A 25,120-nucleotide genomic window follows, 5' to 3' on the forward strand; every position below is an offset into this window, starting at 1 on the left:
ATGGAAAGGGGACTTCTCATGACCGACGAACAAAAACCGAATCAGGACGCCGAACAGGAACACGACATGACGTTAACGACCCGCCAGGGACATCCCGTCCGCGACAACCAGAACGTGCGCACGGTAGGCAGCCGGGGACCGACGACGCTGGAAAACTATCAGTTCCTGGAAAAGATTACCCACTTTGACCGCGAACGTATCCCCGAACGGGTCGTTCACGCACGCGGAGCGGGCGCGCACGGCGTCTTTACCGCGTACGGCACAGCCGGAGACGAGCCGGTATCGAAATATACCCGCGCCAAGCTGTTTCAGGAAGAAGGCAAGGAAACGCCGGTGTTCGTCCGCTTTTCGAGCGTGATTCACGGCGGACATTCCCCGGAGACGCTGCGCGATCCGCGCGGGTTCGCCACGAAGTTCTATACGGAAGACGGCAACTGGGATCTGGTCGGCAACAACCTCAAAGTTTTCTTTATCCGCGACCCGCTGAAATTCCCGGATATGGTGCACGCGTTCAAGCCGGACCCGCTCACCAATGTGCAGAGCATGGAACGCTTCTTCGACTTCGTCTCGCTCAGTCCGGAAGCGACCCATATGGTCACGTTCCTGTTCTCGCCGTGGGGCATTCCCGCCAACTATCGGCAGATGCAGGGTTCTGGCGTGAATACGTACAAATGGGTCAATACGGAAGGCGAAGGCGTGTTGGTCAAATACCACTGGGAACCGCTGAAGCAGGGAATCAAGAACCTGAAGCAAAAAGAAGCCAACGAGATCCAGTCCACCAACTTCAACCATGCCACGCTGGATCTGTACGAAGCGATCGAACGGGGGGACTACCCGGAGTGGGAGCTGTGCGTACAGATCATGGAAGACGGCGAGCACCCGGAGCTGGACTTCGATCCGCTCGACGACACGAAGCTATGGCCGCCGGAGCAGTTCCCGTTTCTCCCGGTCGGCAAAATGACGCTGAACCGCAATCCCGAAGATTACTTCACGGAAGTCGAGCAGGCGGCGTTCGGCACGGGCGTGCTGGTCGACGGGCTGGACTTCTCGGACGATAAAATGCTGCAGGGCCGCACGTTCTCCTACTCCGACACGCAGCGCCACCGCGTCGGGGCGAACTATTTGCAGCTGCCGATCAACGCGCCCAAGACGCATGTCGCCACCAATCAGAGCGGCGGACAGATGCAGTTCAAAGTCGATCGCGCGCCGGGCCAGAATCCGCATGTCAATTACGAACCGTCGTCCATGGGCGGCCTCAAGGAAGCGCCGAAGCCGGGCAAAGACCATGAACCGGAATACCATGCGAAGCTGGTCCGCGCCCCGATCGACCGTCCGAACAACTTCGGACAGGCCGGCGACACCTACCGCTCGTTCGAAGACTGGGAGCGCGACGAACTGATCGACAATCTGGTCGGCGCTCTCTCGACGTGCAAATCGGATATTCAGGAACGGATGATCGATTACTTCACCCAGGCCGACGCCGATTACGGCAGACGCGTCTCCGAAGGACTGGTCTCCGCCAAGTCCGAAGAGTCGGCCGACGGTCAGGCGAATCCGCACAAAGCCGTCGAACAGTCGCAGGAAAAAGGCCGCGAAGCTGGCCCTTACTGAGCCTGCCGCCTGCATGGCTTCCTCTGTTCCCGATCGGCGATCGGCGCACCAAAAAGAGCTTTGGACTTGTGGTCCAAAGCTCTTTGGCGTGTTCCGCGCAAACGACCCGGGCGGCTTCATCGGGCATCGTCCGCGCGGCCGAGCGTTCGCCGGAGTTCGTTCATGATGCGCTGCCGGCCAAGCGGCGTCCAGCTCATCGCGAACCAGTTCGGAATATCGTACACGTTGCCCTGCTTGACCGCTTCCGCCGCCGACCAGGCCGACGTCCCGGTCAGCTCCCGGTAGCGGTCCGCGCTGCCGGCCAGCACGTGATGCTGATGGATAAACAGATGTTCCGCTTCCAGCACGGGCAGCGCTTCGGGCGGCATCTCCAGACGCCAGACTTCGCGCGGAGTCTGCGTGCACGGCTTCAGCGCCAGCTCGCCGTATACCAATTCGTTCAGCGGATGGTTCGCCCGCCCCTGAATACCGACGGTGCGATGATTGACCTGCAGCATCGTCAGGCGCTCCGAGCCCAGCGCGCGGCGCAGTTCCCGGCCCGTAATCTCCGCCTGTATGTACAACCGGGTCAGCATTTCCGAAGCTTCCCGTTCCCGGCCTACCAATTCGGCGATCTGCTCGAAATTGCGCTTCCAGTCCCAGACCGAGAAATCGAGGAAGACCGGCGCGGCCGTACGCTTGAATTCTTCCTCGAACTCGGCATGGTACTCGTCCGCGACGATCAGGTCCGGCTTGGCTTCGCGCAGCCGCTTGAGCTGGTCCGCAAGCCGCCCGGCGTATTCGTCGTCGCTTTGTCCGGGATAGCGGAACAGGTCGACCGTGCATACGGGCTCGATCTCGATCGACGTCAGATGATCGTGCAGGCTGAGCGACGAAGCGACCGCGACCTTGAGCGTGCCGCGCTTCATGTAGAGCGACGGCGATACGCCGACCCGCCGCTGGAACATGCGGCTGAAATAAAATTCGCTGCGGAACCCGACCTCCGCCGCGACTTCCTTGACCCGGGCGTCTTTGCCGTTCAGCATCCGCTTGCCGTGTTCCATACGGACCCGGTTCAAATATTCGATCGGCGTCGTCCCTGTCTCGTGCCGGAACAACCGCGAGAACGCCGGGCCGGACATCTCGCCCGCGGTCTCGGCCAGCTGCTCGATGCTCAGCTTCTGCTTATAATGCAGATTCATATAAGCAAGGCTGCGCTGAACCCGCTCGTCGACGGCGGCCGCCGGAGGATCGCTGCGCATCAGTTCATGCAGCAGCTGCTCCAGTTGAAGCCGGCCGGAAAAAGAATGCCGCGCCGCTTCCCGCCGGCCCGACTCGTGCAGCCGCTCGAACGCCTGCAGCATGGACTGCGGCCGGTGCACGGGCAGCAGTCCGGGCGACAGCGGACCGAGCAGCATCGGCAGCAGCTCTCCCTCGCACCGGCCGCTTGACCGGGACAGCCGCATCGGCTCGAAGCGGACGACGTAATAATCGAAGCTGCCGCTTCCTTCGGGAATGTCCAACACCATGCCGGGCACGAGCAGATACAGCTGGAACGGCTTGATTTTGTGCAGAACGCCGTCCAGCAGGATGACGCCTTCTCCTTCAATGACGAAGCCGAGCAAATAAGCGGAAATGCGTATTTGCCCGGACCGTCCCGATCTGGGCAGCTTGCGCTTGCTGGCCCACGACAACAGGTACATGCGCTGCGCTTCGTTCAACTGGGATGTCATGCGTCGGGCAACCGCCTCTCATTGGCTTGCTGTTTATGTTCATTATAGCGATCTGCGGCCAACCAGCAAATACAGCATGTAAGGCGCGCCGACCAGGGCGGTGATCAATCCGGCGGGAATTTCGTGCGGGGCGAACAGCTGCCTGCCGATCAGGTCGGCCGACATGACGATCAACCCGCCGAGCAGCGCCGCGGCGGGCAGGCGAACGAAGCTTCGCACGCCGACCAGACTTCGGGCCATATGGGGCGCCATCAGGCCGACAAAACCGATCGTGCCTACCATCGATACGGCCGAACCGGCCAACCCCGTGCTGATCAGCAGGAAGGCGATCCGCATCGGCTCCAGCCGGACGCCAAGCCCCGCCGTCGATTCGGTATCGAGCAGGAAAGCATCGAGCGCGACCGATTTGCTCAGCAGCAGCGCGAACAGCAGAAGCAGCCACGGCAGCAGCGGCCAGAAATGTTCCCACGTTCGGCCGTACAGGCTGCCGGCCATCCAGATCGACGCCTGGGACACGCGGAAAATTTGGCCGGCTGTCAGCAGATACGTGATCAGCGCTCCGGCGATCGCCGAAATGCCGACGCCGATCAGCAGGATGCGCGTGGTGGGATCGCCGCCCCTGCCGCGGACGGACAAGCCGTACACGAGGCCGACGGCGAGCAGCGCTCCGCCGAAAGCGACCCAGGGCATCGCCCGCAGCGGTACGGACGGAACGAGCACCAGAGCGGTGACGACCGCGGCGGCGGCTCCCGCATTCAGGCCGATCACGCCGGGCGAAGCCAGCGGATTGCGCGTGACGACCTGCAGCACGGCGCCGGCCAGCGCCAGACCGCAGCCGGCCAGAAATCCGGTCAGCACGCGCGGCAGCCGGAGTTCGAAGATCGTGAACCGGTATTCCGGATCGCCGAAGCCGGTCAGGCTGCGCAGCACTTCGAGCGGCGGCACGGAACGTTCGCCGAGCATGACGCTCATTACCAGTACGGCCAGGTTCAGTCCGATCAGCACGATCCCTACGGCCGCGGTACGCTTGCGCGTCTGAGGCCTCATAGCGATTTCTCCTTGCGCCCGGCCAGATAGATCAGGAACGGCGCCCCGAAAAAGGCCGTGACCACGCCGACCGGAATCTCCCGGTCCGGCAGCACGAACCGGGCCGCGATATCGGCCGAGAGCAGCAGCAGCGCCCCGAGCGCCGCGGCGCACGGAATGACCCAGCGGTAATCGCCGCCGGTCAGGCTTCGCGCCATATGCGGCACGGCCAGGCCGACGAATCCGATCGGTCCGGCGATCGCCACGGCGCCGCCGGCCAGCAGCACGACCGCCGCGATAGCGGCGATCCGAATCGCGCCTATGCGCTGGCCCAGATTGCGGGCCACTTCTTCGCCGAGCTTGAACACGTTCAGCGGATGGCTCAAGACGAGCGCGATCAGCAGACCGACAAGCAGGTAAGGCAGCACCTGCAGCAGCAGTGCCATATCCCGGCCCGTCAACGAACCGGCCAGCCAGAATCGCATCGTGTCCAGCGACTGTTCGTTCAGGATCAAAATGCCCTGCGTCAGCGAAGCGAACAGCAGGTTCAGCATCGATCCCGCCAACACCAGCTTGACCGGGGACAGGGATGGTCTCGCCGCGCCGAGACCCAAGACGAGCAGGCCCGCAAACGCCGCGCCGAGCAGCGAAGAAGCGGCGAACAGCCGCAGCGAAGAAGTGCCGAGCCAGAACGAAGCCAGCACGGCGGTCAGCGCCGCGCCGTAATTGATGCCAAACAGCTCCGGCCCGGCCAGCGCGTTGCGGCTGATCGCCTGCATCAAGCAGCCGGCCACGGCAAGCGCGCTGCCCACGATCACGGCGATCACGGCTCTCGGCAGCCGGACCGTCCGGATAATAAGCTGCTCGCGCGAACCGTCGAACGCGCCGAACGCGTCCAGCACCGAGCGCAGCGGAACCGGCACGATGCCAAGCGTGAGGCTGCCGGCGAACGCCAGCGCCGTGAGCGCCGCGAGCAGCGCCAGCAGGCTCCATCCCCTACTTTTTGTCATGGTGGTCTCTCCTTCCAATCCGATCATGCAGAAAAATTGGATCGTCGCGGGGACGACCCAATTCGCGGGCAGACTTATAGCTTTGGCCCCCGCCTGGCAAGGCGGGCCGACGGAGAAATCGATCTGCGGCCAGTAGGCCGCGGACGATGCCTTACGAAGGATGAACGACGTGCGTATCCAGGTCGTCCAGCACTTTGTTCGCCGCCTGAATGCCGAGTCCGCTCAGCCAGTATTCCCAGTTCACCGGATAGACGCGTTTGTCCTGCACCGCTTTGAGCGTTGCGAACAGTGCGCTCTGCTCCAGCTTCGCGAAAGCGTCCGGTTCCCGGTCGAACCACAAGATGACGTCTCCGTCGAGATCGGCGATCTGCTCTTCCGTCACGTCTTTGGAAAATTCGGCGGCCTGCTGCGCCGCCGGACGGACGACGCCGGCATCCCGCATAATCGTGCCTGCGAACGTCTCGGTCAAATAGATCTGGATTTTGTCTTCGCGCGGACGGATCAGCGACACTTCCGTAGGCTGCTGCGCCGCCAGGGCTTCGCCCATCTTCGCGGCACGCTGCTCATAGGCGCTCAGCAGTTCGGCGCCTTCCTTGCTTTTGTTGACGGCATCCGCGTGCAGCTGCAGGTTTTCTTTCCACGTGACGCCCAGCGTCTCCACGAACACGGTCGGCGCGATCTGCGCCAACTGCGCGTGGATCGCGTCATGCGTATCTTTGTTGCCGATGATGAGATCCGGCTTCAACGCGTCGATCGCTTCCAGATTCGGTTCGTTGACCGAACCGATATTCTCGATCCCGTCCGTGCCGGGCAGGTAAGCCGGATACGGATCGCCGGCCGCCAAAATGGACGGTGCCCCGACCGGCTTCACGCCCATTTGCAGCAAATTGTCCAGCGCGCCGATGTCCAGCACGACGATTCTTGCCGGATTCGCCGGCACTTCCACTTCGCCGTAGGCATCCTTGACCTTGCGCGTATCGGCGGTCTCGGCCGCCGCCTGCTGCGGCTTCGCTTCGGCGGCCGGATCGGCCGCGCCGGCCCCCGGATTGCCGCATCCGGCAAGAAGCAGGACCAAAGCGGCCAACAGCACCGCATTCATCCAGAAAAACGTTCCTTTTTTCTGTCTTTTGCTTTGAATAGACATAGCGCCCCCTCTTTCCTCGGTAAACTTCAACTAATAATGATTCTCATTATTAATAAAAAGATACCCGATCATGCTTGCTTAGTCCATGCAATAATAATTCGATCTCATATACTTTTTGATTACGTACGCGTAGGTACAGCCGTTTTGGCGCGGCTTTCGCGGCTGGCTTCGGCCAGCGGATTGGGCACCTGGTGCATATGGAGTTCGTCGTCGGCGTACATTCTGCGCTTCGTCAGCTGTTCCACGCCGATCGTGGCCGCAAACGGCGACAGCAGCTCGTACCGCTCCCGGTGCTCGGGGAAACGGCGCTGGTACGAGGCGATAACGGCGCGCACTTCGGTCCAGAACCAAGTCTCCGACAGACCGTAATGTTTGTGCATAAACAGCGCCAGTTCCCCGAGATTGATAAAGAAAAAAGCATCGTGCACGAAGTCCCGCACCTCCGCCGGATCGTCCGCGACCAAAAAGGAATTGCGGTTCACCCGGCGGTGGTATGCCGGCACGTCCGCAAAGGCGGGACAGCGTTCCGGCTGCGCCAGCAGTTCGGGCTTGAAGCGGATACCGTCGTGAAAATCTTTGAGCGCGATCCGCACGGGCCAGCCTTCTTCATGAATAAGCAGCATATTTTGCGCATGCGATTCGAAAGCGATCCCGTGGGCGAACAGCCAGTGAATGATCGGCAGCACCGATACGTTCAGCAGCTGTTCCAACCAGTTCGCCGCCCCGTGCCGCCGGACCCAGGCGTCGATAAACGGCCGCCCTGCGGCATCTACGCAGCAGAGTCCGTTGAACGGCATGGACGCTTCGCCGCCCTGCAGCCGCGGCTGCACGCTCTCGCGCCAGATGCACGACAGGACGCCGTAGCCGTCCGCTCTCTGTTCATCGGACAGATGGCCGTTGTCGTACGCCGCGCCGGCGATCTCGCCCAGCAGGACGAGGCGCAGCTCGTCGCGAAGATAGGCGTCGCGGCTGGCGAGGCCCTGCAGCCAGTCCGTAATAAGCGGGGCATTTTGCGCCGTATGCGGCGCAATGACCCGGCTCGTGGACGTATTGACGATGCTGAGCGACAGCTTCAGCGAATACGCCTCCGGCCGCGAACGGTTGGCCAGCGTGCGGATCGACTGCTGCGCCGTATAGACATCGTCCGTTTCGCCTAGCAGAATCACGCTGCCCTGCCGGATCTCGTCCGCCAACGCCGAAGAGATCACGCTGCGCCACTGCCAGGGATGGACCGGCACGATCCCGTAATCGCGTTCGTCCGCGCCGGCCTGCCGCAGCTTGCGCCGGAATCCGGCATAGACCGCTGCGCCCGACTGATCCGCGATCCAGCCTTCTTCTCCGCCGGAGCCGGAGAGCGAGGCCGAGAAGCCGAACCGCAGCCGCTCCCGGCGCACGGCGAGCCAGATCGGCCGAATACTCTCGCCGAATTCCGGGCCGTACGCCAGCTGGTCTTCCACCCGGAACCCGATCCGCGATTTGTAGCTCGGATGATACGGATGCCCGTCGATCAGCCGCTGCTCCCAATCTTCGTCCGACGGCGCGGCGGACAGCCCTTGCCGGAAGCGGACCGCGTTCCAATGCCGGGCCAGCGTATCGTTGAGCAGCGTCTGTTCCAGTTCCCGGATAAAAGACAGCCGTTTCGCCGGGTCGGGCGTGCCGGACAACGTAATCTCCAGCAGAAACAAAGCGATCGACCGGGCTTCTTCCGCCGCGGGCCGGGCTTCCTCCGCCAATTCGGCAGCCGATTCGTCCGCCGCCTGCGCGGCTGCCGCTCCGGCGTCCGACACGGCTGTCGGCCTGCGCTCCGCGCTGCCGGACGGCCGGGGGCCTTCGCGCTGCACCGGTTCGTCCGTCAAGCGCAGCCGGCCGAACGTCAGATGCGCTCGGCCGGTGCAGCGATAAGCGACCGGCCGGCCTTCGGCGTCGCGTCCCGCCAGCGTCCATACCGTCAATCCATCCGGCCCGGCCGTTTCCGACGCTTCGACGATCCCTTCATACAGCAGCGATTCGACGAGCTGCTTGAATATGCGTCTGCGCGCGGCGGCATCATGCGGCGACGATAACGCTTCGGCATACCGATCGCGCTCCCGATTTTCCTTTTTCTTCATCCAAGTCCCGCTCCTTCCGCCCGTGGCGCTTGATCCGGCCGTGCCGGCCTGTGTGTATGCAGCGGATTGGCCGCGCGGTGCACGCAGTCGCCCGGCCCTTCGTGCAGGCGTCTTCGGGTCAACTGCTCCACTTCGATATCGGCCGAAAAAACGTCAAACTGCGCATACCGCTCGCTCCGTTCCGGGAAGCGCGCCTGATAGTCCAGCACGGCTTCCGCCACCAGTCTCCACCAATCCGTTTCGCTCAAGCCGTACTGTTTTTCTACAAAAAACGCCAGTTCCGTCAAATGGATAAACAGCAGCGCATCCAGCATAAAATCTTTCACTTCGTCCGGACGTTCTTTTTCCAGAAACGAATTGCGGTTCACCCCGTGGTGATTGGCCGGCGGATAATCGACGCCCGGATAACCGAACGGATGCGGCAAAGACGGACAGTACCGTACGCCGTCGTGAAAATCTTTGAGCGCGATCCGGGTCGGCCACCCGTGCTCGACGATCACAATCATGTTCTGCGCATGCGATTCCAGACCCGCCCCGTAAGCATAGAGCAGATGCAGCAGCGGAGCCGTCGCCACGGCAATCAGCTGCCGGCACCAATTCTCCGCTCCGTGCTGCCGAATCCACGGATCGATCGTCGGCTCGCCCGAACGTTCCAGCCGGGTCAGCATATTGAACGGAAACGCCGCTTCGTCGTCCGTCAGATGCGGATGCAGGCTTTCGCGCCAGATCGCGCCCAGCGAACCGTACACGCTTTGCTCCAGCAGGTCCGGCAGCTTCTGGTGGTCGTAAGAGATGCCGACGATTTCCCGCAGCACGATCAGCCGAAGTTCCGTATGCAGAAAAGGATCTTCCTCCGCCATCCGGCCAATCCAGTCGGAGACGCGGGCCGCGTTCAGAATCGTATGCTGCGCCAAAATGCGGCCCGAAGACGTATTCACGATATTCATCGGCAGCTTGACGTAAGGTTGGTCCGGCCGATCGAGATTGGTCAGCGTGCGGATCGACTGCTGGGGACGGTACCTGTCTCCGGCCCGGCCGAGAAAGATCAGTTGTCCGGACGAGAGTTGATCGAGGCAGGCGGTCGAGAGAACCCGCTCCCACTGCCACGGATGCACCGGCACGCACGCATAGTCTTCCAGACTCGCCCCCGGCGCCGCTGCGCCGAACAGGCGGCCGATCCGCTGCGCTTCGGCGGTACCCAGTTGTTCCCGGACAAAAGCCGCGTAACTGCCGACCGAAGCTGACGTCGACAGGCGCACCGCGTCATGCCGGATCGCGATCCAGACCAGCTGGAATTCCGGGCTGAATTCCGGTCCGTACGCCCGGTTGTCGGCCAGCGTAAAACCGATCCGCGATTTGTAGCACGGATGGTACGGATGACCTTCGGTCATCGCCGATTCCCAGCCGTCATAGTCCTTGTCGTACGGACCGAGCCGGCTTGCCGGTTCGGCTGCGGACTGGGCGTCTTTCCACAGCGTCTGCTGCAGCTCGTTCACGAAACGCGCCAGCAGATGCGCGGGCGCGCCGATCTGCGCGGACAATTCGTGCACGAACAGGGCGACCGATTCCGCTTCGTTCGTCCCTTCCGCGCCGATCCGCAGCACAGGCCGGTCGGACAGCCGGATACGATCGAAACTTTGTTTTCGCGCGGCCCGGAACACGTACTGCACCGCTTGCCCTTCCGCCGTTTGTCCTTCCAGTGTGTATTCCCGCTCCGCCGCGTCCGTAATAATCGGGTCCCGAATCATTTGTTCGTAGAGCAAAGACTCGATCAGCTGCCGGAATACGCGCCGCCGAACGGCGGTCATCTCCACCGATCCGGCAAGCGCCGCTGTCAAACCGTCCATCGCGCACCTCCTCCAAATATAGGGACTTTCGTCCGTCGTCTTCCTCCGTCCGTCTTCTTCATTCCCGTAAATAGACATGCTCGGGATGCGGATGGCTCAGAAAATCGTGATGTGAAATCGCCCAGCCGTAAGCGCCGGCATACCGGAACAGCAGCACGTCGCCTACCCGGACGCCGACGTTTTCGGCTGCCGAAACGTCGCTGGCCAATACGTCTTTGGGCGTGCAGAGCTGGCCGACGACCGTATACGGCGCGTTCGGCGGAAGCTCCGGCCGGCCGTAGGCGTGCGGCCACTCGTCGATCGGCAGCACTTCGAACGGATGGCTGTGCTGCCAGGACGACGGCAGCCTGAAATGATGCGTCCCGCCGCGCACGACGACGTAATTGCGGCCGTGATTGCTTTTCACGTCCAGCACTTCGGCGGCGTAATACCCGCTCGAAGCGGTGAGGTACCGTCCGCATTCAAACAGCAGCGTCGTCTCCGGCGGCAGCGCCTGCTCCAGCACGGAAGCCAGTCCGCCGGCGAACAGCGCGCCGTCGAACTGCCGTTCGAGCTGCGCGTAATGGACGCCGATGCCGCCTCCGGCATTGAGATACCGCAGCGGATAGCCGTACCGCTGCGCCCATTCCTGCGCGAAGCGGCAGTAATAGTCCACCAGCTTCACATGCTGCTCCGCGTCCAGATTATTGGACAGGGAATGGAAATGCAGCCCTTCCACCCGAATATGCGTCAGCTTCGGAAGCTGCTCCATGACGTGCGGAAGCAGGCTTTCGTCGATTCCGAATTGGGTCGGGCGTCCGCCCATCGCAAGCGTCGCCTGCGGCAGCGGACCTTTGAGGTTGATGCGCAGCAGCACGGACACGGCCGCGCCGCGGCGGCCGGCCAGATCGTCCAGCTTGCGCAGCTCATGCAGGCTCTCGACGTGAATAAGCCGTACGCCATGCCGGATCGCGCCTTCCAGTTCGGCTTCCGTCTTGCCGGGTCCCCCGAACAGGATCGGGATGTCCGCGGACACTTCCCGCACTTTCTCGACTTCTCCCAACGAAGCGACTTCGAAGCCGTGCACAACAGGAGCAAGAGCGCGCAGCACTTCCTGTTCGGAATTCGCTTTGATCGCATAGAACAGCTCGGTCCGGGCAGGCAGCCGGCGAACCAGATCGCCGACATGCTCCGCCAACCGGTCGAGATCGCGCACATAAGCGCACAGCGGTTCGCCGGGCCGCTTCAGTTCGCGCACGCAGGCGCGCACGCGGGCATCCGACCGCTGCTGCGCCGACGAATCGCGGGCCGCCGTTTGTTCCGGATTGCGCGACTCCGCCTCCCGTCGTTGCGCATCCGACGTTTCCATGTCCCGTGGTTCCGCCTCCCGTCGTTCCACATTTCGTCGTTCCGTTCGTCGTTCCGTATCCCGCTGCCCCGTATCCCGTTGTTTTACATCCATAACCGCGTCCCTTTGCCCTGCGCGAGCGCCCGCTTGTACACTTCCGCCGCGCTGGAGATGTCTTCGATCGCCATCCCCATCGGGTTCAGCACGATGATCTCGTCTGCATGTTCGCGGCCGGGCTTGTCGCCCGCGACGATCTCGCCCAATTCGGCGTGCAGCCGTTCGCGGGAAAAAGAACCTTCCTGCACGAGCTGATGCAGCGTTTTTTTCTCCCGATTCGCTTGATCCCAATCGTCCACGACCACTTTGTCGGCTCCGAGGAAAACGTCTTTGTGCAAATCCATGATCGAGATATTGCTGATGAACGTGCCTCTGGATATCCAGGCGTACGGAATATGCGGGCTTGAAGCGACCGTGGCCGTAATCAGCACTTCGGCTGCCCGGACGGCACGCTCGGACGTTTCCGCTATTTCGATCGTCACCTGCGGGAAACGAAGCCCGATCTCCGCCGCCAACCGGCTCGAAGCTTCGGCGTTCAGGTCGAACAGGTACAGCTTGCCGATCGTTTCGAACTGCTCCAGCAGCGAGACGATCTGCATTTTGGCGATTACGCCGCAGCCGATCACGCTAACGGTACCGAAGCCCGGCCTGGCCAAATGTTTGGCTCCGATCACCGTGACGGCCGCCGTGCGCATGCCGCTGATCAGGCTGCCTTCCAGGACGGCGACCGGGTAATTGCTGTCCGGATCATTGAGAATGATCAGGGCGCTGGCCCGCTCTTTGTCCCGTTTCTGCGGATTGTCGTGCTTGCTGCCGATCCATTTCAGTCCGCTCATGGCGACGTCGCCGCCGACGTGGGCGGGCATGGCGATAATCCGGTCGGCGATATGTCCATTCTCTTCGTCGACGCGCAAATAAGGCTTTAAAGGCTGTACCGTTTCTTGGCGGGCATGCAGCTCCAGCGCCCGGGTAACGGCTGTGACATAAAGATCGGAGCGAAGCCCTTCAAGGTCTTCGATATCCTGTTTGCTCAAAAAGAGCAGGCTGTGCGTTTGAACGACGCTCATGTGCGGTTCCCCCTTGTGATTTCTATGAATATTCGGTCGGCTGTCGGCTCATGGATTCAGTTGACGGCTTCGGCGGAAGCGATCCGGCCTCCCGGCAGGTTCTCCACCCAGCGTTCGTTATACACGCTGTCCAGATACCGCTCTCCGCGGTCCGGCAGCAGCGTCACGACGTTGGCCGAAGGCGCAAGCGTAGGCACAAGCTTCTCGAGCGCGGCAATAAGCGAACCGGACGAGCCGCCGGCAAAGATGCCTTCCCGATCCAGCAGCTTGTAGCAGCCGCGGACCGATTCCCGGTCGTCCACATGGATGACCTGATCGATCTCGGCCGGATGCAGCAGCTCGGGAACGCGATTCGCCCCGATTCCCGGAAGCTCCCTCGGTCCGGACGGCGTGCCGAAAATAACGGAACCGACCGCGTCGACCGCCACGATCTTGGCGTGCGGATTGGCTTCCTTGACCCGGCGCGAGATGCCGAGCAGGCTGCCGGTCGTGCTGACCGCGCACACCAGCACGTCGATCCGCCCGCGCATCTGCTCGACGATTTCCGCGCCGGCGCCGTGATAATGCGCCTGCCAATTCAGCGGATTGGCGTATTGATTCACCCAATACGCGTTCGCATCGCGGGCGGACAGCTCCTGCACCCGCCGAATCCGCGATTGCAGATAGCTTCCGTACGCATCGGCTTCCGTCACCCGATCGATATTCGCGCCGAGACATTCGATCAGGCGCAGATTGGTGGACGTGATTTTCGGATCGACCACGCACGTAAACTTCAGGCCGTATTTTTTGCACATGAGCGCCAGCCCGATCCCAAAATTGCCCGAAGTGCTCTCGATGACGTGGGTATGGGGCTTGATCGTTCCGTCGCGCAGCCCGTGCTCGATAATGTACTGCGCAGAGCGGTCTTTCATGCTTCCGCCGGGGTTCATCAATTCCAGCTTCGCGTAGACGGACGCTCCCCGTTCGCCGAACAGGGACTTCAACCGAACCAGCGGAGTATGGCCGATACAATCGATAATAGAATCCGCGACACCGGGCGATTGACCTTGCGCTTGCACGGCATTTCGTTCCATGAATACGCACCCGCTTTCCAAATCGAATAGGTATCCGCAGGCTTTACATGATAATGATTATCAATATCACCTCGGATACAGCCCCTATTATGCTATCGCTTTTTTCCCGCTGTCAACCGTGAAATATCGTGCATGTATTTGTAAAAAAGCTTAATTGACAATGATAATCATTATTGATAATCTGGTTGAACTTGGATTTTAAGTTGCCAAAATCGGGGAGGTGAATCGCTTGCATGAAGTCTTCGCCCGCCTGGAATAACAGCCTGCGCCTCTTGTCGGGCGGACGTTTTCTGTCCAGCGCGGGATTGACCGGGATCAGCCCGTTCATTCCGTATTACCTGGAAGAAATGAACGCGGGCACCCCGCAGGAAGTGCTGCTGTGGACCGGACTGTCGGTGTCGGCACCCGCTCTGTCGTATGCGCTGCTGACTCCTGTATGGGGCAAAATCGGTGATCGATGGAGCCGGAAATGGATGGTGGTGCGGGCGCTGGTCGGGCTCGCTCTCAGCATGATGTTGATGGGGTTCGCCCAGACTCCGTTCCAATTTTTCCTGTTCCGTCTCTGTCAGGGCGCGTTCGGCGGCATTTCGGATGCCAGCAGCGCTTTTGTCGGGTCGCATGCTCCGGCCGATCGGCGGGGCTCGGCGCTGGGGACGCTTGAACGCGCTTCGGCGGCCGGACTGCTTGCCGGGCCTCTGCTCGGCAGTCTGTGCGTCCATTTATGGGGCAGCCGCCCGCTGCTGTTCCTCACCGCGGCTCTGACGCTGGCTTTTGCGCTGCTGGCCGCCTGGAAGCTGGGCGACGCGCAGCAAAGCGATCGTCAGGTTGACTCTTCGCAGGTATCGCGGCCGCCGGCCCTATCGGCGCAAACCGACGGCCGCGGCGGGATCGGGCATGCGTTTCGCTCCCTTCTGTCTCACCCAATGATCGGCCGCCTCGTGCTGGCCGGCATTCTGTTCAAGCTGGTCGATTTTGCGACGTTCACGATGTTCACGCCTTACGTTCGGGAACTGATTCCGTCCGACGATGCCGTCTTGTTCGTCGGCCTGCTGCTGGCGATGTCGTCTGTCGGCGAGCTGCTCGGCTCTTCCTGGTGGGGCAAACGCAACGACCGCCGGCCGCCCGAGCGCAATCTCAAGCTCGCCGGGCTGCTGTGCGGCGTATGCGTTCTGGCACATGCTGTTCCGCTGGGCGTGGCTTGGCTGATCGTCGTTCGCCTGCTGCAGGGGTTTGCTTACAGCGCACTGCTGCAGACCGTCATGCTTCAAGTGCTCGACTCTTCGAGCGATCGCGACCGCGGCGTGCGGATCGGCGCGACGAACAGCCTGTTGATGGCCGGCCAGCTGATCGGGCCGATGCTCGGCGTGCGGATCGGCGGCTTATGGGGCCTGTCTTCGGTCTACGTCGTGATGGGCCTGGTCATGCTATCCGCCCTGTTCCTGATCCCGCGGAGCTCGGCGGCCGCCAAAAAAGCCGCCGAACGGCTGCCGCTCCAATCTACGAAGAAAGGGTGAATTCTTATCGATATTCAACATACAGACGCCGCATATGCCGCGTCCGGCCCGCTTGTCCGCCCCGAATCCGCGGGGACCGGCGAAGCCGCTTCCGCCTTGGCGCAGCGCGAGACGCTAACCCGGATTCTCAATGCCTATTTGCGCGAAACGGGGCAGACCGATCCCTTCATCGACGACCCTTCCCTGCCGGGTCTGTCGCTTGCGGCCTTGCTGCCCGCTACCGGGCAGCGCATCTACGGCACGCTGCGGCATCGTTCCGATGCCGGCCATCATGAATACGGCGATCGGCTGTACGGGATCGAGATCGAAGCGCGGCCGGTCGACGACTGGCAGCCGCTTGCTTTCGAGCAGGTCATCGAGCGGCTGCTGAGCGAGATTGCGGCGGCCGCGCAGCTTGGCCCGAATGCGCTGGGTCCCGTTTCGGCCGACTTGAAGCGGAGACAACTGGAAGAGGCGATCGGCAACAGCCTGCATCGCATGACCGCGTATCTGCGGCATGCGTCGCCTGCCGGCGCTCCGGCCGCGCTCGATTTCCGCCGCGCCGAGCAGTCGCTTCTGTGCGGCCATCCGTTTCATCCCACGCCCAAAAGTCTGGAAGGCTTCAGCCCTTCCGATTCGCTCGCGTATTCGCCGGAATACGGCGTCGACTTCGCGCTGCACGGCTTCGCCGCCGCCCCGGAACTGATCGCCGAAGACTGGCTCGAAGCCGGCGGCGGCGATCCCGACGCGGCGTGGGTTCCCGCCGAAATGCGGGAAGCCGCTTCTCGGCTGCTGCCGCCGCGGGGCAGGCCGTACCGGATTCTTCCCTGCCATCCTTGGCAGGCCCGCTATCTTCGCTCGCTCGACAGCGTGCAGCGGCTGCTGGCCGCGGGCGACCTTGTCGATCTGGGCCCGATCGGCCCGCGGGTCGTGCCCACTTCTTCGGTCCGAACCGTATGGAACCCGACAGAACAATGCTTCTACAAGCTGTCGCTGCATATTCGCATCACCAATTTTATACGCGAGAACAGCGAAGAACAGCTGCTTCGCACGCTGGACGCTTCCCGGATCGCGGCTGCCGTGCAGCGGGAGAACGATTCCCCGCGGTTTGGTCTCCTGCTGGAGACCGGCTACCGGACGCTGTCGCTTCCGGATACGGAAGCGGCCGAGCGGGAGACGCTCATGTCCGGCTTTTCGATGATCGTGCGCGAAGCGCCGGATCTGTCGGACTCTTCACGCAGCGTACCGTACGTGCTGGCTTCGCTGCTGGAAGTGCTGCCCGGCGAAGCGGAGCCGCTGCTGTTCCGCGCCGTGCGCGAAAACCGGCGCAGCACAAGCGGCCCGGGCAGCCCGAACACGCCGGACGCCTCTGGACGCGATCAGCCGGCCGATCAGCCGGCAGGCCGCTCCGGCACGGAAAGCGACCGGAACCACGCGAGCGGCTGGAGCGGCTGGATCGGCTGGTTCCGCGACTATGCGGATGTGTCGATCGTACCGATCCTCCGGCTGTATGCCCGGTTCGGCATCAGCCTGGAAGCGCATGTGCAAAATTCGATGCTGCGCCTCGAAAACGGCCGGCCTTCGGCGCTGCTCGTGCGCGACCTGGAAGGCATCAGCGTCGATCGCACCCTTGCGCAGAGCCACGGCTGGATCGGCACGCTGGTCCGCGCGGACAGCCCCGTCCTGTACTCGGGCGAAGAAGCGCTGCACCGATTGAAATATTACTTTTTCGTCAATCATCTCAGTCACGTGGTGCAGCGGCTCGCTTATTATTCCGGGCAGGCGGAGCCTCTCTTCTGGACCGTCGTGCGGCAGACGCTTGCGACGCTGGCCGAAGACCCTTCGGACGCGCGGCTTCGCGCCGTCGCACACGACCTGTTGACGTCGCCGACGCTGCCGGCCAAAGCCAATCTGCTCAGCCGCTTCCACCAGCGCGGCGAGACGCCGCTGTACGTCGATATCCCGAACCCGATCCTTCCGAAAAAAAGATAAGCAAAAAGCCTGTTCCGTGGAGGAACAGGCTTTTTGCTTATACTCAACCGGCTTGCGGGACGGTTAATCCGACGAACTCATTCCCGCTCCGATCAGATCGTGAATTTTGAAATCGAATCTTTCAATTCGTTCGAAGCGTTGCTGAGCTTGGCCGACAGTTCGACCAACCGCACGCCGACATTCTGCTGCTCGCTGCTGAGCGAAGCGACTTCTTCCGACGTGGCGGAAGACTGCTCGGCGACGGCGCTGACGCTCGTCATCGCTTCGGCCATCGTCTTCTGGGCACTGCCCAGTTCGCCGATCGACGCTGTTACGCCGTCCAGCTTGCCGGAGAACTGCTGCATCTGATCCTGCACCGAGTCGAAGATGCCGCTCGTCTGCTTCACGGACTGCACCTGCTCCTGGAACATCGGGTAGACGGTCGACAGCGTACGCACCGTCTCGTCCATCTCGGACTGGATATTGTCGGTAATCTCGCCGACCATGTCGATCGATTCGCGCGAACGGCTGGCCAACTGCCGGATTTCGCCGGCGACGACCATGAAGCCCTGCCCCGCCGCTCCCGCGCGGGCCGCTTCGATCGTCGCGTTCAGCGACAGAATATTGGTCTGCTTCGTAATGTTCTGCATGACGTCGAGCACTTTCATGACCGAAGCCGTGCTTTCCTTGAGCGCGTCGACCCGCGTCACGAGCGAACGCACCATATTCTCCGTGCTGCCGGTCTGGGTCAGCAGCTTGTCCAGATGGACCGTTCCCTGACGGCTCGCCGTCTGGACTTCCCGCGCCGAAGCGTCCATTTCGCGGTTGGCGGAGACGACGTTTTCCATCCGTTCGCCGATTCGCTCGGTCAACTCCGTGCTCTTCTCCGCTTCCTGCGCCAGGCTCGACGCTCCGTTCGCGATTTCTTCCGTCGCGATCGCGATCTCGCGGGCCGAAGACGCCGTCTGCTTCGAAGCGGTCTCCAGTTCGCCGGCCGTATCAAGCACCTGCTGCGCCGTATCCGTCGTCTGGCGAACGAGGTCGGTAATGCGGTCCATCATCTGGTTGAACGCGGTCGACAGTTCGCCGATCTCGTCTCTCGAACGGTAATCGGTGCGCACGCTCAGATTGCCTGTCGCGCCTTCCTGCATCAAGCCTTTGAGGTGGCCGAGCGGACGGCCGATCATACGGACCATCCAGATGCCGATCGCGATCGCCACGAGCACGGCCACCGCAACGAAAATCACGATCAGGATCAGGATGCCGGACGCGCCTTCGAGCAGCACTTTGACCGGAACCGTTCCGATCAGCTTCCAGCCGGAGGACTCCATCGTATTGTACGCGGCCAGCACCGTGGTGCCGAACTGCTTCGCTTCGAACTTGCCGCTCTCGCCGAGCTGGTCCTGGTCGAACACGTAAGTGCTCGGCTGGCCCGCCGATCCTTCCTTGTCGGAAGCGACGTTCGTGCCGTCGGCCGAGACGAGTTCGATATGGCTGCCTTCCCCGAACTGGACAGAGGCCAGCTGTTCTTCCAGCGTCTGGACGTCAAGCTGCAGGCCGATGACGAACTTCGCTCCGCTGCCGTTCGTCGTGGACATGAGCCGGACCAGCGAATAACTGCTGCGTTCGACGTCGGTCGGAATCCACTTCACGTTCGTCTTGCTCGTCGTCAGCTCTTTGTACCAGGCCGTGCCGCGGATTTCTTCCGCCGTCGGAAGGCGGTTGCCCGCCGTGAATAAATCGTTCGAGGCTTCGTCGGTCGACAGGAAGAAGACCGACTGCAGCCCGCTTGTGACGTTAACCTGATTGCTCAGCGATTCGTTGATCTCGCGATAAGCCTGCAAACGGTCGAAATCGCTCGTCGCCCGCTGCAAGTTGTTGATCGCGTCCTGAATTTCCGGATTGAAAAAGATCTGCGTCGACGAATCCATGTAGCGCTGCAAAATGATGTCCAGCTTCTCCGAAGTCTGGATAATCGTCTGCTCGTTGGCCGTCGCGGCGTTTGCCTTGATCGTGTCGCGGGCTTTGACGTACGAGAAAATGCCGAGCGAAGACACGAAGACGACCATGCTCACGAGGAAGATAAGAAACAGGCGAACGCCTACCGACTTGCCCGGATCGAGCACGCGCCAGTTTTTGAGCGCTCCGCCCATCGCGCTTCCCCACTCGCGCGCGGAACGTTTCGGCAGATTGGAACGGCCGCCTTTTTTCGAGCCGAGGCCGGGCAGCAGCCGCGCAGCCATACCCTTTAAAGCGTTCTCATTTCGTCCAGTACCTTCAGAACCATTTCTAAATGTCCCCGGAACGACCTTCGGCAGCTTTGGCTTTTTCTCCCGGACCTTTTTCGGTTCTTTATTTTTTCTCAAAAGGTTCAGCGAAGGTTTCCCTTTTCCTTCCGCTTGTCCGCTCTCCGATTCAAGGATCGGATTTCCCCCGTTATCCCCTTTTTTCTTCATCATACTCATGCTCCCACCCGCCAGTCTTTAGAATCAGCGCTGCAACACCGGAGTTTAGAAAGCGCTCTCTCACTTGCCTATGTACCTACTTTCTTCTTAAAAAGCCCGGGATTACAAAATGCTGGTTATCTCTATTATCGGCCCAAGCAAGCAAAATGAACAGCAAAATCAGTCTTTTTCCAAAAAAATTTGACATGAAAAGAAAACCCTTCAACTCCTTTGAAGGAATTGAAGGGTTTCCCAAGACCTACGACGTAAGTCTCCTACTTTTTGACGTTCTTTTTGCGCATCATGTCGAAATAACGCAGCGGACGCTCAACTTTGAACTTCACGCGCTGCATCGGATGGCGGGCCGCGTCGAGCTCATTGCCGTCCTCGTCCCAGATCGTGCCGACCGTTTGTTTGAAAAACGTGCCGCCGGGACCGAAAAATTCGATCTCCGTGCCGGGTTTGAAATGGTTGCGCTGCTGGATCGTCGCCATCTCCGTCGCTGCGTCGTAATCGAGCACGAGTCCGGCGAAGTCGTAAGGGACCGATTTTTGTTCCGGCTCGTAAATATGGTCTTCATGATCCGGCGTATCATAGAAGAAACCGGTATTGAGCGGACGGTTGGCAGCTTTGCCCAGCTCTTCCATCCACTCCGGCTTCAACACATAATGCTCCGGGTCAGCCATGTACGCGTCGATCGCCTGGCGATAGACGTTGATGACGGTCGCCACGTAATGGATCGACTTCATTCGGCCTTCGACCTTGAAGCTGTCGATGCCGACTTCGATCAGGTCGGGAATAGAACCCAGCATGCACAGGTCTTTGGAACCCATCGTGAACGCATTGTCTTCGGAACGGAACAGCGGACTGCCTTCGCCGGCTTCGGCCTGCTGTTCTTCGGAGACCCATTCGCCTTCAGCGGAAGGACTCTCGAACAGGTCGTATTTCCAGCGGCAGGACTGGCAGCAGCCGCCCCGGTTGGAATCGCGGTCGGTAAAATGGTTCGACAGGACGCAGCGCCCCGAATACGACGAACACATCGCGCCGTGTACAAACGATTCGATTTCGACGTCGACATGCTTTTTGATCTCGGCGATCTCTTCGAGACTTGTCTCGCGGCCCAGCACGACGCGCGGCAGTCCTTCTTCTTTCCAGAACTGCACCGCCTGCCAGTTCAGCGTCGACTGCTGCGTGCTCAGATGCACTTCGATACGCGGAGCCGCCGTTTTGGCCGTCTCCACGATGATCGGATCGGCCGTAATGATCGCGGCGATGCCCGCTTCCTGCAAATTGCGCAGGTATTCGGCGATGCCGTCCAGGTCTTCTTCATGCGCGTAAATATTCGTGGCGACGAACACTTTCGCGCCGTATTTGGCGGCGAACTCCACGCCTTCCTTCATTTCTTCGAAAGTGAAGTTGTCCGCGCCCGAGCGCAGGCCGTATTTCTGCCCGCCGATATAGACGGCATCCGCGCCGTAATGCACGGCGAACTTCAACTTTTCCAGATTGCCGGCCGGAGCCAGCAGCTCCGGTTTGTCCAGCCGGTACCGCTTGCCTTTGTGCTGCGGCTTGGCCTGAACCGGCGTTTGTGTCATTTCCACGATGCGATCCCCTTTCTCAATACACCTGTTCCTTATAGAAAAATCCGAACGACAGCTCGCGCTCCGGGTCCTGAAGCGCCCGAATCTCGTCCAGCCACGTCTCGTCGAACGCGTACCCGGCCGGATCTTCGGCGAACAAATCGATCGCCCGGCGATAGGCGCGGGCGGCCGCGACGTTGTACGCCGCGCTTTGCAGGATACCTTCGATCTTGAAGCTCTGCACGCCCGCCTCCATCAGCAGATGCAAATCTTCCAGAATGCAGATATCGCCCGAACTCATAATATGCGTGCCGTTCGCGTCTTCGTAGATCGGGAACCGTTCGTCGCGGCGTTCCGCTTCGATCAGGTACAGACCGCGGGTCAGACCGACGTTATCGTCTTCGACCGGCCGGCCCTGATTCGCCATGTAGCTGTGCACGAGGCTGCGCTTGGAATGATAAATGTTCGTCATCCCGTGCACCTGCACCTGGGCTTCCACTTCGAGCGACGGCATCATGCCGGTCACTTCGTCCATGTTCAGCTCGCGCGCGAGCACGACCCGGGTCGCCCCCCGGCGTCCCCAGTAGTTCGCCGTCCCGTGGTTGGTCGACGTCATCTCGGCGTTCCAGTGCAGCGGCAGTCCCGGCAGCAGGCTTCGGGCCTGCATAAGCACGGACGGATCGCCGAACTCGATGCCGTCCACGCCGAGCTCTCCCATACGCTTCAAGTACTCCGGCAGAAGCGGCAGCTTCTCGTTGTCCATCAGATTGTTGACGGCCGCGTAGATTTTGATACCGCGCGGATGCGCGAAGTTCACCGCTTCCCCGATCATCTCCGGCGTGAATTCCCCCGGCAGGCGCATGCCGTATCGTTCTTCCCCCAATAAAAAAGCGTCGCAGCCGGCTTCCGCCAGCGCCTTCAATTCATCCAGTGTGCCGCAAGTTGCCAACAGTTCGGGCTTTTTTCCCAAAACGGCCACTCCCTTCTTCGACTTCGTTTGCGCCGCGTCCTCTTGGCTTAGAGACGCGCGGCCTTTGTTGCGATGATGCGGAACTTTCGCTGCGTTCCATTCAAGCGAGCCCGGCCATGAAGCCTAGGCGGCTCGACGTCTTCCTTACGGAGTACCGCCGGCCTTGCTCGCTTCGATGTTTTGTTCGTGCTGCGCGAACGTCTCGGCAAACAGATGCTCGCCGGACCCGTCCTTTTTGGTTACGTAGAAGAAATAATCGGTCTTCTCCGGCTGCAGCGCGGCTTCGATCGACTTGAGGCTTGGCGCCGCGATCGGACCGGGCGGCAGGCCGTCGTATTTGTACGTGTTGTACGGACTGTCGATCTCGAGATCCGAATACAGCAGCCGGTCTTTCTGCTTGCCGAGCGCGTATTGGACCGTCGCGTCGATTTGCAGCTTCATCGGATCGTTCAGCCGGTTATAGATGACGCCGGCGATGATCGGACGCTCCGAATCGACGACGGCTTCCCGCTCCACGAGCGAAGACAGCGTCAGCAGCTCATGCACGCTCAATCCCCGTTCTTTGAGCAGCGCGTCGAAGTTCGGGATCGATTCGAGCTTGCGCTTCGTCTCCTGCACGAGGCGGCGGACGACGTCTTCTTCCGTGGCGGAAGCGGCGAACTCGTACGTATCGGGAAACAGATACCCTTCGAGCGGATAGGTGATGCCGGCTTCGGCCGGAATCCCGGCGGGCAGATCGTCCGCGAATTTCTGCGGTTCCCGCGCCAGTTGGCGAACAGTCTTGGCATCCCAGCCGCCCAGCTCGTTCAGGCGGTCTGCGATCTGCTTGATCGTCAGCCCTTCCGGAATCGTCACTTTGACTACCGCTTCGCGTTCGACTTCCCCGGTTCCGTTCAGCGCGGCCGTAACCGCGGCATAATCGGAACCCGGCAGCAGCCGATACGTGCCGGCTTTGAACGCTCCGCCTTCTTTTTCCATTTTGAGGTATACCTTATACAACAGGGCGCTGCGAATCAGCCCTTGCTCCTGCAGGCGATCGGCGATCTCCGCTCTTCCGCTGCCTTCGGCCACTTCGAACGTGACCGGCTCGTCGGAAGAGGCCACCGGACGCATCGAGGCATACACGAAAGTCGAAATCGAAGCGATCAGCAGCAGCACGATCAACAGCAGGACGAGCGGGGCTTTCGATCTTTTTCTCTTTTGGATCACTACGGCGCACATCCTTTGTCGGACTTGAATCGCGGGCACTCCCTGTCGGGAAATCCCGTCGTCTTTTATTTTTGCGCACGGCAAAACGGACCAGGCTAGCCGGGTCCGCTTGCTTTACCGATTCCCTTACATTTCTTCCGGGAACGTGAGTTCGTCGAACAGTTCGGCCACGTTTTCCCACTCGTCATCATCGTCGATCGTCGCCAGCTGAACTTCGCCTTCCGGGGAAGTCTCGATCTTGAGAATTTGCACATCGTCCTCGGCTCCGGCGGTCTCGTTCTGGAGAACCGCGTAAGCGCCGCCGCCCACTTCGAACTCTTTCAAGATCCGGTACGTGACCGATTCGGCATTCTCGTCGATCAACTCGACTTCCAATCCGTACACCTGTTCCAGCTTGTTCGTGTATACGACCTGACTTGCGGAAAATTCCGTCATCGCTTCTATTCCTCCCCGTCCAGTTCGGCAACCAGCGTATTGAAAGTCTCTTCGACGATCTGCCACTCCGCTTCGTCCTCGATCACGTACAGCTTGAGATCGTCGTTCTCTTCTTCGTAACGGAAAGCGTACACTTCGTCCGTCTCTTCGTCTTCGGAATCGAGCGGAACGACCATCATGTACTTGCTCTCGGAACCGTCCACTTCAAACTTCATGATGACTTCGAAGCCTTCTTCCTGGCCTTCTTCATCGGGGATATAGATAATTTCCGGCTCTTCGCCTACGAGATTAGAATCATTTGTCATGCCCGTCACCCTTTCACCGGTTTGATATGGAATCGAGATAATTTTGCAAGATCAGACCCGCGGCAATTTTGTCGACGACCTGCTTGCGCTTCTTGCGGCTGACATCGGCTTCGAGCAGCGTACGCTCGGCGGACACCGTCGTCAGACGTTCATCCCAGAGGTGAACGGGCAGACCCAGCCGTTCGCGCAGCGACTCGGCGAATTCGATGCACAGTTCGCCGCGCGGGCCGATCGTGCCGTTCATGTTTTTGGGGAGACCGACGACCACTTCCCCGATCTCGTGCAGCTCCGCGAGTTCCGCGATGCGCCGCAGGTGAGAATCGTCTTCGCGTCGTTGGACCACTTCGATCCCTTGAGCGGTCCAGCCGAAGACGTCGCTAACCGCGACGCCGATCCGGCGATCCCCATAATCGAGGCCCAGCAATTTCATTGTTCGTATCTCCTATCGAAGCTTGGACAAATAAGAACGAACCAGTTCTTCGATCAGCTCGTCGCGCTCTTTTTTGCGAATCAGGCTTCGTGCGTTGTTGTGTCTCGGGATGTAAGCCGGATCGCCGGACAGCAGGTAGCCTACAATCTGATTGATCGGATTGTACTCTTTTTCCACAAGCGCGTCGTACACGGTAAGCAGAATCTCCTGCGCGGAGGTCTCTTCGTCGCCCTTCACGTTGAACTTTACAGTTTTGTCCATGGAATCCATAAGGATTACACCTCGCTTCACAAGGCATCCG

20 protein-coding genes are annotated in these 25,120 nt (G+C 60.9%); 3 read left to right on the forward strand and 17 right to left on the reverse strand.

Annotation, left to right across the window (positions count from 1 at the left end; genetic code table 11):
* Window positions 1-18: 18 nt before the first annotated feature.
* On the forward strand, window positions 19-1,611 hold the full coding sequence (locus tag FFV09_RS03615; RefSeq protein WP_141446414.1) for a catalase: 1,593 nt from the start codon (window positions 19-21) through the stop codon (window positions 1,609-1,611).
* A gap of 116 nt (window positions 1,612-1,727) precedes the next feature.
* Here the strand turns inward: FFV09_RS03615 and FFV09_RS03620 are convergent, their stop codons facing one another.
* The 9 genes from FFV09_RS03620 to sbnA form a co-directional block, all read right to left on the reverse strand.
* Window positions 1,728-3,323 carry a helix-turn-helix domain-containing protein gene (locus tag FFV09_RS03620; protein ID WP_141446415.1) on the reverse strand — a complete coding sequence of 532 codons (1,596 nt, stop codon included), beginning with the start codon at window positions 3,321-3,323 and terminating at the stop codon, window positions 1,728-1,730.
* A gap of 42 nt (window positions 3,324-3,365) precedes the next feature.
* A complete protein-coding gene (locus tag FFV09_RS03625; protein ID WP_141446416.1) occupies window positions 3,366-4,370 on the reverse strand; it encodes a FecCD family ABC transporter permease in 1,005 nt (334 codons plus the stop codon).
* Entirely contained in the window at window positions 4,367-5,359 is a 993-nt protein-coding gene (locus FFV09_RS03630) for a FecCD family ABC transporter permease (RefSeq protein ID WP_141446417.1), read from the reverse strand. The genes FFV09_RS03625 and FFV09_RS03630 overlap by 4 nt, the downstream gene beginning before the upstream one ends.
* A 151-nt stretch (window positions 5,360-5,510) precedes the next feature.
* Window positions 5,511-6,503 (reverse strand): ABC transporter substrate-binding protein, encoded by a 993-nt coding sequence (locus FFV09_RS03635; protein ID WP_141446418.1) that lies wholly within the window; start codon window positions 6,501-6,503, stop codon window positions 5,511-5,513.
* Window positions 6,504-6,622: 119 nt separating this feature from the next.
* Window positions 6,623-8,611: an IucA/IucC family protein gene (locus FFV09_RS03640; RefSeq protein ID WP_141446419.1), complete on the reverse strand. Its 1,989-nt coding sequence runs from the start codon at window positions 8,609-8,611 to the stop codon at window positions 6,623-6,625.
* Window positions 8,608-10,458, reverse strand: a complete 1,851-nt coding sequence (locus FFV09_RS03645; RefSeq protein WP_170314923.1) for an IucA/IucC family protein — start codon at window positions 10,456-10,458, stop codon at window positions 8,608-8,610. Before FFV09_RS03645 ends, FFV09_RS03640 begins: the two co-directional genes overlap by 4 nt.
* A gap of 58 nt (window positions 10,459-10,516) precedes the next feature.
* Window positions 10,517-11,806 (reverse strand): type III PLP-dependent enzyme, encoded by a 1,290-nt coding sequence (locus FFV09_RS03650; protein WP_141446421.1) that lies wholly within the window; start codon window positions 11,804-11,806, stop codon window positions 10,517-10,519.
* 83 nt (window positions 11,807-11,889) lie between these two features.
* Complete coding sequence (sbnB, locus tag FFV09_RS03655) at window positions 11,890-12,909, reverse strand: 2,3-diaminopropionate biosynthesis protein SbnB (RefSeq protein WP_141446422.1); 1,020 nt, start codon at window positions 12,907-12,909, stop codon at window positions 11,890-11,892.
* Window positions 12,910-12,965: 56 nt separating this feature from the next.
* On the reverse strand, window positions 12,966-13,982 hold the full coding sequence (sbnA, locus tag FFV09_RS03660; protein WP_141446423.1) for a 2,3-diaminopropionate biosynthesis protein SbnA: 1,017 nt from the start codon (window positions 13,980-13,982) through the stop codon (window positions 12,966-12,968).
* Window positions 13,983-14,215: 233 nt separating this feature from the next.
* On the opposite strand from sbnA, the gene FFV09_RS03665 reads away from it, so the two are divergent.
* Window positions 14,216-15,496 (forward strand): MFS transporter, encoded by a 1,281-nt coding sequence (locus tag FFV09_RS03665; RefSeq protein WP_141446424.1) that lies wholly within the window; start codon window positions 14,216-14,218, stop codon window positions 15,494-15,496.
* 96 nt (window positions 15,497-15,592) lie between these two features.
* A complete protein-coding gene (locus tag FFV09_RS03670) occupies window positions 15,593-17,467 on the forward strand; it encodes an IucA/IucC family protein (protein ID WP_141446425.1) in 1,875 nt (624 codons plus the stop codon).
* A gap of 92 nt (window positions 17,468-17,559) precedes the next feature.
* Here FFV09_RS03670 and FFV09_RS03675 read toward each other — a convergent pair whose 3' ends face one another.
* The 8 genes from FFV09_RS03675 to FFV09_RS03710 all read right to left on the reverse strand — a co-directional run bounded on the left by FFV09_RS03675 (window position 17,560) and on the right by FFV09_RS03710 (window position 25,089).
* On the reverse strand, window positions 17,560-19,689 hold the full coding sequence (locus tag FFV09_RS03675; protein ID WP_170314924.1) for a methyl-accepting chemotaxis protein: 2,130 nt from the start codon (window positions 19,687-19,689) through the stop codon (window positions 17,560-17,562).
* 476 nt (window positions 19,690-20,165) lie between these two features.
* Window positions 20,166-21,485: a peptidase U32 family protein gene (locus tag FFV09_RS03680; protein ID WP_141450318.1), complete on the reverse strand. Its 1,320-nt coding sequence runs from the start codon at window positions 21,483-21,485 to the stop codon at window positions 20,166-20,168.
* A 22-nt stretch (window positions 21,486-21,507) separates the two neighbouring features.
* Window positions 21,508-22,440 carry a peptidase U32 family protein gene (locus tag FFV09_RS03685; protein WP_141446427.1) on the reverse strand — a complete coding sequence of 311 codons (933 nt, stop codon included), beginning with the start codon at window positions 22,438-22,440 and terminating at the stop codon, window positions 21,508-21,510.
* Window positions 22,441-22,584: 144 nt separating this feature from the next.
* Window positions 22,585-23,649, reverse strand: a complete 1,065-nt coding sequence (mltG, locus tag FFV09_RS03690; RefSeq protein WP_246098462.1) for an endolytic transglycosylase MltG — start codon at window positions 23,647-23,649, stop codon at window positions 22,585-22,587.
* 126 nt (window positions 23,650-23,775) lie between these two features.
* A complete protein-coding gene (locus tag FFV09_RS03695) occupies window positions 23,776-24,084 on the reverse strand; it encodes a DUF1292 domain-containing protein (RefSeq protein WP_141446429.1) in 309 nt (102 codons plus the stop codon).
* A gap of 5 nt (window positions 24,085-24,089) precedes the next feature.
* Window positions 24,090-24,389, reverse strand: a complete 300-nt coding sequence (locus FFV09_RS03700) for a DUF1292 domain-containing protein (RefSeq protein ID WP_141446430.1) — start codon at window positions 24,387-24,389, stop codon at window positions 24,090-24,092.
* Window positions 24,390-24,402: 13 nt separating this feature from the next.
* Window positions 24,403-24,819 (reverse strand): Holliday junction resolvase RuvX, encoded by a 417-nt coding sequence (gene ruvX, locus FFV09_RS03705; protein WP_141446431.1) that lies wholly within the window; start codon window positions 24,817-24,819, stop codon window positions 24,403-24,405.
* A gap of 12 nt (window positions 24,820-24,831) precedes the next feature.
* The gene (locus FFV09_RS03710) at window positions 24,832-25,089 is read right to left on the reverse strand and encodes an IreB family regulatory phosphoprotein (protein ID WP_141446432.1); all 258 of its coding nucleotides are present in this window, start codon (window positions 25,087-25,089) and stop codon (window positions 24,832-24,834) included.
* Window positions 25,090-25,120 lie beyond the last annotated feature (31 nt).

This window comes from Saccharibacillus brassicae (genome assembly GCF_006542275.1).
GTDB lineage: Bacteria > Bacillota > Bacilli > Paenibacillales > Paenibacillaceae > Saccharibacillus > Saccharibacillus brassicae.